Raw genomic sequence first — 11,153 nt, forward strand, 5'->3', positions numbered from 1 at the left:
CATTTTACCGCATAGGTCACATTCTCAGGCTCGCACGACGGGATTCGACAGGCGGCCGATGCCCTCGATCTCGATCTCGACGCGATCCCCCACGTCAATGCGACCGCACCCGGCGGGAGCGCCGGTGACGATCACGTCACCGGGCAGCAGCGTCATTTGATGCGACGCGTAGGACACCAGCTCGTAGGCTTTCCAGATCATGTCCGACGTGCACCCGTCCTGCCCAGGTTCGCCGTTCACGAAGGAACAAATGGACAGGTTGTCTACGTCCAACTCGGGGTCGACCGTGATCCACGGCCCCAGGGGGCATGCCGTATCGAACGACTTGCCGCGCGCCCACGGGCCCCCAGTCATCGCGTCGCGAGCCGTCGCGTCATTAGCGACCGTGTAGCCCAGGATCATGTGGGGGGCGTCCTTGAGGCTCACGTCCTTGGCCAGGGACTTAATCACGATGGCGAGCTCGCCCTCGAAGATGACGTCGTCCGACCAGGCGGGGATCACGATCGGATCGTCCGGGCCGATCACGCAGGTGTTCGGCTTGATAAAGATCGGCGGCTCTTTCCTCTCCTCGGGGGGAATCGGGGTATCCGAATAGTTGTTGCCGATGCCCACGACCTTCGAGCGCGGGATCACCGGGGACAGCAGGCGCACCTCGTCCAGCTCGTAGATCTGGCCGGAAGGCTCGACGGGCGAAAACAGCGGGTCCCCCTTGAGACCCACAATCCTATTCGATCCCTCTTCGAGGGCGCCGTACACCGGGTTCGTTCCATCGGAAAAACGCGCGATTCTCATGCCTGTAGTCTAATTCACGAACCGCCCGCGGCGCCAGGTCTCAGCGCGAGGATGCGCCCGCGGCGCCACCCCGTCGCCTCTTCTTGGCACGCCCCCACACGTGTCCTGGAACGTCTCCTGGCAGCATGGGATTCTTCTCTCCCACGAACACGGGATCCGCGATGCCGTCGCGCCGCTGGGCCTCGTAGTCGCGCAGCGCGCCCAGGACCCACCGGGCGAGGAACACCAGCGCCACCAGGTTCGTGATCGTCATGATCGCCATCGCGATGTCGACGGCGTTCCACACGACGTCCAGGGTCAGCAGGGCGCCGACAGTCGCCGACGCAACACAGACGACGCGCACGGTCCACGTCGCCCACGGGGCGTCACCGAAGACAAACGACATGTTCGTATCCGAGTACACGTACGCGGCAATGATCGAGGAGTAGGCGAGCACGAAGATCAGGATCGCCATCGGGACGATCGTCCACGCGCCCAGCTCGTGCGCGACGGCCAGCGTGGTCAGGTTCGACGGGTTCACGTCCGCACCGCCCCACACGTCGCCGCCCGCGATGAGGATAACGAACGCGGTCGCCGTGCACACGATGATCGTGTCGATGAAGACGCCGAGGGACTGGATGAGGCCCTGGCGGACCGGGTGCGACACGGTCGCCGTCGCGGCGGCGTTCGGGGCGGTTCCCTGCCCGGCCTCGTTGGAGAACAGTCCGCGCTTCGTGCCGTTGATCATCGCGGCGAGGATGCCACCACCCAGGCCGCCGACCGTGGAGTCCACCGAGAACGCCGAGGAAAAGATCTGTCCGAGCACCGCGCCGAACTGCGACAGGTTCATCAGACAGATGATGGCGACCATGACCACGTAGATGAGCGCCATGATCGGGGCCATCCACTCCGTCACGCGGGCGACTGTGCGGATGCCGCCGAAAATAACCATCGCCGAAAACACGAACACCAGGCCCGCGACGGTGAGCTGCGCGGCCGAGAAGTCACCCGCGCCCGGAAGCGGCTGCTTGGCGGCCTCGCCGAAGGCGCTCGTGAGCGTTCCCGCAATCGCGTTGGATTGCACGGATGTGATGACGATACCGCAGGTGACCACGGTGATGACCGCGAACACGTTGGCGAGCAGACGGTTCTTCATTCCCCGCCTGATATAATACGCCGGGCCGCCGCGGTAGGAGCCGTCCGAGTGCCGGACCTTGAAGATCTGTGCGAGCGTCGCCTCAAAGAACGCGGTCGCCATGCCCACCAGAGCGACGACCCACATCCAGAAGATCGCGCCGGGGCCACCAAACATGAGCGCCGCCGCCACGCCGAACACGTTGCCGACGCCGACGCGCGCGGCCAGCGAAATAGCGAAAGCCTGGAAGGAGGAGATACCGCCTTTGGCCCCCTGACGCGACCCCAGGCTCGCGCGGACCATCTCTGGAAAGAGACGCACCTGCACCGCGCGGGAGATCACGGTGAGGATCAGGCCCACGCCGATCAGGATGACGATCGTAAGGTGCATCGTGATCCAGTCGGCAATCTGCTGCTCGATCTGGGCAATCTGTTCCACAGGGGCCTCCCGGGGTGTCGAAAGACGAGGCCGGGGATCGCTCGCGGGGCCTCGTGCGCTTGGCGGGCCGCGCCCGCGCGTTGATGGGACCCCCTCATCTTGCCACAGGGCAGTGACGCAGGCAGGCGGCGTCTCGCCGCGCGCACGGATGTCGGGACAGCGCGTGAGCGCAGCCTGATCGATGGGGGTGTCGTCGGCGAGCGAGCCGAGACGAAGGCGGGCGAGGTCTGGGACAATACAGGCATGAGCGCGACACTGAACGAGATCCTGGACGACCTGGAGGATGAGGGGCGGCTGCGGGAAGACGACGCCTTATACCAGGCCTTCACGTCCTGGGCGGAGTCGACCGGGCGGCCGCTCTACCCCCACCAGGAGGAGGCTCTGATGCATATCCTGGCGGGAAACCACGTCATCGCGGCCACCCCCACGGGGTCTGGGAAGTCGATGATCGCGCTGGCCGCTCACTTCGTCTCGATGGCCCACGGGGGCCGCTCCTATTACACGGCTCCGCTCAAGGCACTCGTGTCGGAGAAATTCTTTGACCTGGTTTCGCTCTTCGGGGCTGATAACGTCGGCATGATCACGGGAGACGTATCCCTGAACGCGGATGCGCCGATCATCTGCTGCACGGCGGAAATCCTGGCGAACCAGTCCCTGCGCGAGGGGCCATCGCTGGACGCGGACATGATTGTCATGGACGAGTTTCACTTTTACGGGGACCGCCAGCGCGGGTGGGCGTGGCAGGTGCCGCTCCTGGAGCTAACCTCGCCTCAGGTGGTCGCCATGAGCGCCACCCTGGGTGACACGTCGCGCTTTGAGCGCAGCTGGAAGGAGCGCACCGGACGCGACGTGGCGCTGGTGGACGACGCCAAGAGGCCCGTGCCACTCGAGTTTGAATACGTCGTTGACCGCCTGCCAGACACGGTTGAGCGGCTGCTGGGCGAGGGCCGCTGGCCCGTGTACATCGTGCACTTTTCGCAGCGCGACGCGGTAACCACGGCGCAGTCCTTCGACCGGACCCCCCTGATTTCGGCCGAGAAGAAGCGCGCAATCAGCGCCCAGCTGGCGGGGGTGTCGTTCGCGAAGGGTTTCGGCCAGACCCTCAAATCGCTGCTTTCCCAGGGGATCGGCGTCCACCACGCCGGCATGCTGCCCCGCTACCGTCGCCTGGTGGAGCGCCTCACCCAGGCCGGGCTGCTGCCCATCGTGTGCGGCACTGACACGCTCGGCGTGGGCATCAACGTGCCGATCCGTACGGTCCTCATGACGTCACTGGTCAAGTACGACGGGAGGCGCATGCGTCACCTCTCGGCGCGCGAGTTCCACCAGATCGCGGGCCGCGCGGGCCGCGCAGGCTTCGACACGGTGGGGTTCGTGCGGGTCCTAGCGCCCGAACACGAGGTGGAGGCGGCGCGCGAGCGTGCGCGACTGAGCGCCGCGCAAGAGGCGGCGCGCGACGCCCGGGAGGCGAAGCGGGCGGCAAAAAAGTCGGCGAAGAAACGCAAGGGGCCGGGCGCGGGCGAGATCTCGTGGACGCGCTCGACCTTCGATCGCCTGGTCAACGCGGCGCCCGAACAGTTGCCCAGCCGCTTCGAGATGACCCACGCGATGGTGCTCAACGTCCTGGCTGGCGCGCCCACGGCCGGGCGTGATCCGGGTGAGCACCTGGTGTGGCTGGCCCGATACAACGACGACGCGCCCACGGAGGCCAACCCGCACCTGCGCAGGCTCGGCGAAATCTATACGTCAATGAAGCAGGCCGGGGTGGTGGAGCACGTGTCGTCCGCGCAGGCCTCGGCCTCCGGTCAGCCGCGCCTGCGCGCCGCCACCGACCTGCCCGACGATTTCGCGCTCAACCAGCCGCTGTCCCCCTTCGCGCTGGCCGCTCTGGAGCTGCTGGACCCGGACTCCCCCACATTCGCGCTCGACGTGGTTTCCGTGATCGAGTCGGTGCTGGAGGATCCGCGCCCCCTGCTGTTCGCACAGGAGAAGGCCGCCCGCGCCGAGGCGGTGGCCGCCATGAAGGCGGAGGGCATGGAGTACGACGATCGCATGGCAGCGCTTGAGGAGGTGACCTGGCCGCGTCCGTTGGCTTCCCTGCTGGACGAGGCCTTCGCCGTGTACGTGCGCGCGAATCCGTGGATCGGTGCCGAGGAGATTTCGCCGAAGTCGGTTGTGCGCGAGATGATCGAGAACGCGCTGACCTTTACGGGAATCGTGGGGCGCTACGACGTGGGGCGTTCCGAGGGGATCGTGCTGCGTTACCTGACGGACGCGTATCGGGCGCTGCGCCAGATCGTGCCAGACGAACTGATGACGAACGAGCTGCGCTCGATCATCTCGTGGTTGTCTTCGCTGATCCGCGCGGTGGATTCCTCGCTGTTGGACGAGTGGGAGGCGCTGTCCTCCGGCCGCGCCCTGTCCCCGGGCGCCGAGGGGGACGGCACGCAGGGCGCGGAGCTGGCGTTTGGCGCTACCGAGGACGGGCGGGTCACCTTCAGCGCAAACCGGCACGCGTTCCGCACGGCGATTCGCCGCGCGCTGTTCGAGAGGGTGGAGGCCATGAGCCGGGACAACGTCCAGGCCCTGACGCGCCTGGACGAGGCCTCGCGCACCCTCCTTGTCGCCCCGTGGGGCGAGGACGAGTGGGACGCGGCGCTGGAGCGCTACTGGGCGGAGCACGACTGGATCGGCATCGACCAGCGCGCCCGAGGCACGTCGCTGTGCGCGCTGAACGAGGCGCCCACCCGGGAGGACGTATTGGAGCTCGCACCCGCCACCGCCTCGTCCCAGATGCTGCGCGCCCAGGCGGAGCGAATCGAGGAGCTGGCGGAGGAGGTTGATCAGGCTCCGTCCGGGTCGGTCTGGCTGGCCACGCAGAACCTGTTGGACCCGGAGGAGGACATGGACTGGCGCATCGTCGCCCTCGTGGACATTCCCGCCTCCGACGAGGCGGGCCGGGTCGCCCTGGCGACGCTCACGGTCGGGCCGCGGTAGGGCAGTCCTGGGCCGCGAGCTCTAGCGGCGGGCGTAGCGGCGAACCTTCTCGACGAACTCGGCACGGTAGACCGGGGTGTCCTGCGGGTGATCGATCTTGCCGAGGATGAGGACGTCCGTCAATCGGATGCCGACAAATCCCAGGATCATGCGCTTCCAGCGCGTGATCGGCCCCCCAAAGATGCGGTAGAAGAACGCGGGTGCGCGAGAGGTGAGGATGAGCGCTGCCGTCTTGCCTGTGAGCAGCGCCTGGCTCTTTCCGTCGGCGAATCGGTATGCGAAGCGCGGGGTGAAGGTGCGGTCAAGGAACCCCTTGAGGATGGCAGGCTCTGCCGACCACCAGATCGGGAAGCTGAAGACCAGGTGGTCCGCCCACGCGATTTCTTCCTGGTAGCGATCGGGGGCGCTTTCGTCCTCCATGTGTTTGCGGTAACCGTATCGCAAGTTCGGGTCGAAGTCCTCGGCGGCGAGGTCGATCATGCGCACCTGGTGACCCGCTTTGCTTGCCTCCTCGGCGTAGGCGGTTGCCAGCTCGTGTGAATAGCTGCCGGAGTCGGGGCTGCCCTGAATGACAAGAATCTTCACGATGGCTCCTTCGCTGTCATGCACCCGTTTCAACTGTATACCCGTCGGTTAGACGACACAAGGACCTGTCGTCGCGAGACCGTGGCGTACAGTGGAAGCTCATCGCCCCTCTAGGCGTCTTCGGAGGAGCTCGTCTCGGTCCGCACGGTTTTGCGGATCGCCCAGTCGATGGCCGCGAAGAAGCCCATGAAGACCAGGGCCCCGATGAGGATGGCGACGATGTTGACCCCGACCTGCGCGTAGCCGATGCGCCACACGTTGACGAAACCGTAGGGGTACTGGTGGACCAGAGCGCCGCGCGCGAGCGTGTAGGCGACCCAGGCGATCGGGATCAGCAGAGCGCGGCCCAGTGTCCCCCACGTGATGCCTCCGCGCGGTCCCGCGATGGCCGCGACACCCACGAAGACCGCCGGGACGATAATGTGCTGCAGCGGGTTCGTGACGAGGGCGTACCCGGAGAGGACCTCGTAGGGGCCGATGAGGGTCGCGTACACGATCGCGGTCACCGTGATCATCATGAGGGCGCACAGGTGGGCTGCCCTCCCCCAGCGGCCCACACGGCCGCTGCGGGCCAGGATCGTCGAGATGAGTGCGACCATAATGTTGGAGAGTTCGGTGAAGTAGGACAGGCACTCGACGAGGCGTTGAGGCGCGCCCGCCCAGCCGGATGCGGCACCCCCGAAGAGCCCCTCCTCGTAGTACGTGGGCGGTGCATACCCGCCCAGGGTACTGATGATGATCGTCGATGCGACGCCCGCCCACGCCAGGGTGGCCACCACCCAGTACGCGGTGCGCCCGCGAGCGCCCAGTTCAGTCATATCAGCCAATGTTTCTCTGATCCTCTCAACGCCGTACTGGATGACCACTGAAGTAGGTCTGCGGGGAGCCCGCTCGAATTGCTGTCACCACGCAGTTCTCCGGCTCATCCAGGCAGATCAATAGCCAATCCGGTCGAGTGTGACACTCGCACAAACCGGCATAGTCACCCGTCAGGAGATGATCACGCCTTTGGGGCGGCCACTGTTGGCCGAGAAGAATCATATCAATGACGCTGCAAGCTCCTTGATGGGCCCCTCTTCATTTCGTCACTCCTTTCATAGGCGCCGCGTGAAACCCGCACTACCCCAGCTCCACCAAAAGCCCTCGAATACGCCGAAAGACGCCGAGCAAGGGCGGTCCCGGTTACATCAACCCGGTCCCCGCAGCCGCGAGGACGTTGCGGGCTGCCTCAGGCGAGCGCCGCCAGGTCGGCGACCTGTGCGCCTGCTAGGTCGGCCAGGTCGAGGGGGCTCAGTTCGACACTGAGACCGCGGCGACCTCCCGAGACGATCACGGTCTCGTGGTCCAGGCACGAGGAGTCGATGAACGTGCGGTGGGAGGTGGTTTGTCCCAGCGGACTAATGCCGCCGACGACGTATCCGGTGCGGCGCTGGGCGAGCGCGGGATCTGCCATGGCCGCGCTCTTCGCCCCGGCGGCCCTGGCGATGAGCTTCATGGACAGGTGCGTCAGGGCGGGCACGCAGCCGACGACGAACTCGCCGGACGGCGCCAATCGCACCATGAGCGTCTTGAAGACCCTGGTGGGGTCGATCCCCAGCTTCTCCACGGTCTCCTGGCCGAATGCGCGGGCGGCGGGGTCGTGCTCGTACTCGTGAACGGTGAAGGGCACGCCCGCCGCCGTCAGTTCCTCGATGGCGCGGGTGGGTCCACCTCCGCGTTCCTTCGCGTGTTTGCGAGCCATGGCTCCCAGCCTACGGCCTCAGAGGATGGAGGCCGAGGGGGAGGAAACGACGACTTTGCCGAAGGGGAAGCAGGTGATCGGTATCATCTTGAGGTTCGCGATGGCCAACGGGATGCCGATGATCGTCACGGCCTGGACGGCGGCCGTCGCCACGTGTCCGATCGCGAGCCACAGTCCGGCGATCAGGAACCAGATGATGTTCATGAGCGCCGATCCGACGCCGGCCGTGGGTTTGTCGACGACGCACTTGCCAAAGGGCCACAGCACGTACCCAGCGATGCGGAAGCAGGCGATGCCCGCGGGGATGGTCACGATAAAGATGAAGGAGACCAGCCCGGCCATGATGTAGCCGAGAAACAGCGGCATTCCGCCGAAGAAGAACCAGATGATGTTAAGCAGTGTCCGCACGAGCGACTCCTTTAGTTGACCGGTGGCTATCCCAGTGTTCCACGCCCACGGGTCCGACACGCCCTGATGCGCCCCTGATTGAACCCCGAAAGATGCCCGCGCGTACCATAAAATCCATGAGTATCTCGGAGGCCATCGCCACCGCCCGGCAGCGTATCGATGCCGCATCGGCGGCGCGGGGGCGAACCGAGTCGGTGACGCTGGAGCTGGCTGTCAAGACGCGTACGCCCGAGGAGTGCCGCGAGGCGGCGCGCGCCCTGGCCGACGCCGGAGCGCCGATCCTGCTGGGGCACAACCGCGTCCAGGAGGCCCGCGCGAGCGCCGAAGCGATCCGCGAGGTCGCGGGGGCACGTGTCCACCTGATCGGCCCCCTGCAGTCCAACAAGATCAACCATGCCCTGTCCTGCGTGGACGTGATCGAATCCCTGGACTCGGCCGACCTGGCGGCAAAGATAGACGCGCGAGCAACCGGCAGCCTTCCAGTCTTCGTCGAGGTTAACGTCTCGGGGGAGCCCACCAAGCACGGGTGCGCGCCCTGCGATGTCCGCCCGCTCGTCGAGGCCGTGGCCGCCTCCTCGCACCTGGAGCTGGCGGGCTTCATGACGGTGGGCCTGAACTCACCCGTCGAGGTGGACGTGCGCGCCGCGTACGCGCGGCTGCGGGACTTACGCGACCAGGCCGCCCGCGACCTGGGCACCGGGGAGGACGCCCTGGCGCTGTCGATGGGGATGAGCCGCGACCTGGAGTGGGCCGTCGCCGAGGGCGCGACGATCGTGCGCCTGGGGACGGCGATCTTCGGGGCCAGGCGCGCCTAGGGGCAACTGGGCGGCGCGAGACAAAGGAGGCCTCGCCCCTTCGATCCGGAGCCTCAGGGGATGCGGTGCACCCACTCGGGGCGGGCGAACTTGGTCTCGCAGCGCTCCCGTGCGATACTCAGGTCCTCCTCGGTGATGGTGCCGACGGTGGCGTTGTACTTGTCCTTGAAGTGGTTAAAGAACGCCCGCAGGACTTCTTCGCGGGGCAGCCCCGTCTGCGAGCGCATCGGGTCGACGCGCTTGACGGCGGACCTGGTGCCCTTGTCGCGGATCTTCTCCATGCCGATGCGCAGGACCTCGTTCATCTTGGTGGCATCGATGTCATAGGCCATGGTCACGTGGTGCACCATGTATCCGTTCGCCCAGCGCTTCTGCGCGGCCCCACCAATCTTGCCCGCCTCGGACGCGATGTCGTTGAGGGGCACGTAGGTCGCTTTGATGCCCAGCTTGGCCAGGACCTCCATGACCCACTGGTCCAGGTACGGGTAGGCCTGCTCGAAGCTCATTCCGTCCACCAGAGCCGTGGGGATGACCAGCGAATAGGTGATGCAGTTGCCGGGCTCCATAAACATGGCGCCGCCGCCGGTGACGCGCCGCGACACGGTGATTCCGTAGCGCTCCACCCCGTCGGGCTGGATCTCGTTCTGGTAGGACTGGAAGGAGCCGATCACCACCTGCGGCCCATTCCATTCCCACAGGCGCATGAAGGGCTTGCGGCGCCCGGCGGCCACGTCCTCGACCAGGGTTTCGTCCATGGCGACATTGATCATCGGATCGACGACGGGGCCGTGGATGACGTCGAAGTCGATGTCGTCCCACGACAGGGCGGCCCCCAGCGCCCGGCGTACGGCGATGCCGACCGCTTCGGGGGTGACGCCCATGAGGGTGTCCTCCTGGTGCAGGGCGGCCTGGACGCGCGCGGCCAGTTCTTTCGCGCCCAACGAGGCCGGGGCGCCCTCCAGGGAGGCGGTCATCCGGGTGAGCGCGTCGTCGGGGTCAAGGAAGAAGTCGCCGGACACGCTCACGCGGGCGAGGCGGTCCTCCACCACGTCCGTATCAACGACGACAAGCTTTCCTCCGGGGACTTTGTACTCTCCATGCATGCCCCCGATTGTAGGCGTTCCTCTCACGCCCAGTCGGGCAAAACGCGCACGCCTCCCCTGTCGGCGGACGCGGCCAGCATCCCATAGACGCGAAGCGCGTCGGAGACCTGGCGCGGGCGCGGCTTTGAGGGCTTCCACGGGGCGGCGCCCTTCTCGGCGCGGCGGCGCTGCAGCTCCGCCTCGCTGACATTCGCACGCAGCACGCGGTTGTTGACGTCGATTTCGATCTCGTCGCCGGTGCGAACCAGGCCGATCGGGCCGCCGGCCGCTGCCTCGGGCGAGATATGCCCGATGGAGATGCCGGAGGTTCCCCCCGAGAATCGGCCATCGGTGATGAGGGCGCACCGCTTACCCAGCCCCAGGCCTTTCAGGTACGAGGTCGGGTAAAGCATCTCCTGCATGCCGGGGCCGCCCTTGGGGCCCTCGTACTGGATGACAACGACATCGCCTTCCTTCACCCGCCTGCCGAGGATGGCCTCGACGGCTTCCTCCTGGGATTCGACCACGAAGGCGCGCCCGACGAAGTGGAAGAGGGACTCGTCGATGCCTGCGGACTTGATGATGGCGCCGCCTTCGGCGATGTTCCCGTAGAGCACCGCCAGGCCACCGTCGCGGGTGTAGGCGTGGGCCGTGGAGCGGATGCAGCCTGCCTGGGCGTCCGTGTCCAGGGAATCGAAGAAGTTGGTGCTCGAGAAGGCGCGGGTGGTTCGCACGCCCCCCGGGGCGGCCAGAAAGCGGTGGCGCGCCTCGTCAGTGGCGCTTCCGCCGCGCACGTCCCACTGCCCTAGCCACTCGCTCAGGGAGGCGGAATGGACGGAACGGACGTCACGGTTGAGCAGCCCGGCGCGGTCGAGCTCGCCCAGCAGGGCGGGGATTCCGCCGGCGCGGTGGACGTGCTCAATGTGGTAGGTCGTGGAGTTGGGGGCTACCTTGCACAGGCAGGGCACGCGGCGAGAGATCGCGTCAATGTCGTCCAGGGTAAAGTCGACGCGCGCCTCGTTTGCGACGGCGAGGATGTGCAGGACGGTGTTGGTGGAACCCCCCATGGCCACGTCCAGGCTCATGGCGTTCTCAAAGGCATGCTTGGTGGCGATCGAGCGGGGCAGCACGGAGTCGTCGTCACCCTCGTAGTAGGCGCGGCACATGTCGACGATGCGGCG

Annotated in this window: 11 protein-coding genes; 2 read left to right on the top strand and 9 right to left on the bottom strand. The window is 66.6% G+C overall.

The window, feature by feature from the left end; all coding sequences use genetic code 11:
- Positions 1 to 24 precede the first annotated feature (24 nt).
- Positions 25 to 792 (bottom strand): fumarylacetoacetate hydrolase family protein, encoded by a 768-nt coding sequence (locus tag BLT68_RS03470; protein WP_074632843.1) that lies wholly within the window; start codon positions 790 to 792, stop codon positions 25 to 27.
- A gap of 40 nt (positions 793 to 832) precedes the next feature.
- Positions 833 to 2,344 carry an alanine/glycine:cation symporter family protein gene (locus BLT68_RS03475; RefSeq protein ID WP_083332357.1) on the bottom strand — a complete coding sequence of 504 codons (1,512 nt, stop codon included), beginning with the start codon at positions 2,342 to 2,344 and terminating at the stop codon, positions 833 to 835.
- A gap of 243 nt (positions 2,345 to 2,587) precedes the next feature.
- Here BLT68_RS03475 and BLT68_RS03480 point away from each other — a divergent pair, with 243 nt between their 5' ends.
- On the top strand, positions 2,588 to 5,341 hold the full coding sequence (locus BLT68_RS03480) for a DEAD/DEAH box helicase (protein WP_074632853.1): 2,754 nt from the start codon (positions 2,588 to 2,590) through the stop codon (positions 5,339 to 5,341).
- 21 nt (positions 5,342 to 5,362) lie between these two features.
- Here BLT68_RS03480 and BLT68_RS03485 read toward each other — a convergent pair whose 3' ends face one another.
- The 5 genes from BLT68_RS03485 to BLT68_RS03505 all read right to left on the bottom strand — a co-directional run bounded on the left by BLT68_RS03485 (position 5,363) and on the right by BLT68_RS03505 (position 8,075).
- Entirely contained in the window at positions 5,363 to 5,926 is a 564-nt protein-coding gene (locus BLT68_RS03485; protein WP_070778179.1) for an NAD(P)H-dependent oxidoreductase, read from the bottom strand.
- A gap of 110 nt (positions 5,927 to 6,036) precedes the next feature.
- Positions 6,037 to 6,744: a Pr6Pr family membrane protein gene (locus BLT68_RS03490; RefSeq protein WP_074632845.1), complete on the bottom strand. Its 708-nt coding sequence runs from the start codon at positions 6,742 to 6,744 to the stop codon at positions 6,037 to 6,039.
- 25 nt (positions 6,745 to 6,769) lie between these two features.
- A complete protein-coding gene (locus BLT68_RS03495; RefSeq protein ID WP_083332358.1) occupies positions 6,770 to 6,967 on the bottom strand; it encodes a type II toxin-antitoxin system mRNA interferase toxin, RelE/StbE family in 198 nt (65 codons plus the stop codon).
- Positions 6,968 to 7,154: 187 nt separating this feature from the next.
- Positions 7,155 to 7,667, bottom strand: a complete 513-nt coding sequence (ybaK, locus tag BLT68_RS03500) for a Cys-tRNA(Pro) deacylase (protein WP_050694990.1) — start codon at positions 7,665 to 7,667, stop codon at positions 7,155 to 7,157.
- Between the two features lie 18 nt (positions 7,668 to 7,685).
- Positions 7,686 to 8,075, bottom strand: coding sequence for a YccF domain-containing protein (locus tag BLT68_RS03505; protein ID WP_074632847.1), 390 nt, complete (start codon positions 8,073 to 8,075; stop codon positions 7,686 to 7,688).
- 116 nt (positions 8,076 to 8,191) lie between these two features.
- Here BLT68_RS03505 and BLT68_RS03510 point away from each other — a divergent pair, with 116 nt between their 5' ends.
- Complete coding sequence (locus BLT68_RS03510; protein ID WP_074632854.1) at positions 8,192 to 8,890, top strand: YggS family pyridoxal phosphate-dependent enzyme; 699 nt, start codon at positions 8,192 to 8,194, stop codon at positions 8,888 to 8,890.
- 53 nt (positions 8,891 to 8,943) lie between these two features.
- Here the strand turns inward: BLT68_RS03510 and lplAB are convergent, their stop codons facing one another.
- Together lplAB and BLT68_RS03520 are read right to left on the bottom strand one after the other, a co-directional pair.
- On the bottom strand, positions 8,944 to 9,993 hold the full coding sequence (gene lplAB / locus BLT68_RS03515; protein WP_070778175.1) for a lipoate-protein ligase LplAB: 1,050 nt from the start codon (positions 9,991 to 9,993) through the stop codon (positions 8,944 to 8,946).
- A gap of 23 nt (positions 9,994 to 10,016) precedes the next feature.
- Positions 10,017 to 11,153: dihydroxy-acid dehydratase domain-containing protein (locus BLT68_RS03520; protein WP_207512873.1), on the bottom strand; the 1,137-nt coding region annotated here is incomplete at its 5' end.

Origin of the sequence: Schaalia meyeri (assembly GCF_900105015.1) — a bacterium.
Taxonomy (GTDB): Bacteria; Actinomycetota; Actinomycetes; order Actinomycetales; family Actinomycetaceae; genus Pauljensenia; species Pauljensenia meyeri.

Bases quoted from the DNA above. Each gene is read 5' to 3' on its own strand.
- BLT68_RS03470 (WP_074632843.1), bottom strand. From the start codon at position 792: ATGAGAATCGCGCGTTTTTCCGATGGAACGAACCCGGTGTACGGCGCC.
- BLT68_RS03480 (WP_074632853.1), top strand. From the start codon at position 2,588: ATGAGCGCGACACTGAACGAGATCCTGGACGACCTGGAGGATGAGGGG.
- BLT68_RS03490 (WP_074632845.1), bottom strand. From the start codon at position 6,744: ATGACTGAACTGGGCGCTCGCGGGCGCACCGCGTACTGGGTGGTGGCC.
- BLT68_RS03495 (WP_083332358.1), bottom strand. From the start codon at position 6,967: ATGATTCTTCTCGGCCAACAGTGGCCGCCCCAAAGGCGTGATCATCTC.
- ybaK (WP_050694990.1), bottom strand. From the start codon at position 7,667: ATGGCTCGCAAACACGCGAAGGAACGCGGAGGTGGACCCACCCGCGCC.
- BLT68_RS03510 (WP_074632854.1), top strand. From the start codon at position 8,192: ATGAGTATCTCGGAGGCCATCGCCACCGCCCGGCAGCGTATCGATGCC.
- lplAB (WP_070778175.1), bottom strand. From the start codon at position 9,993: ATGCATGGAGAGTACAAAGTCCCCGGAGGAAAGCTTGTCGTCGTTGAT.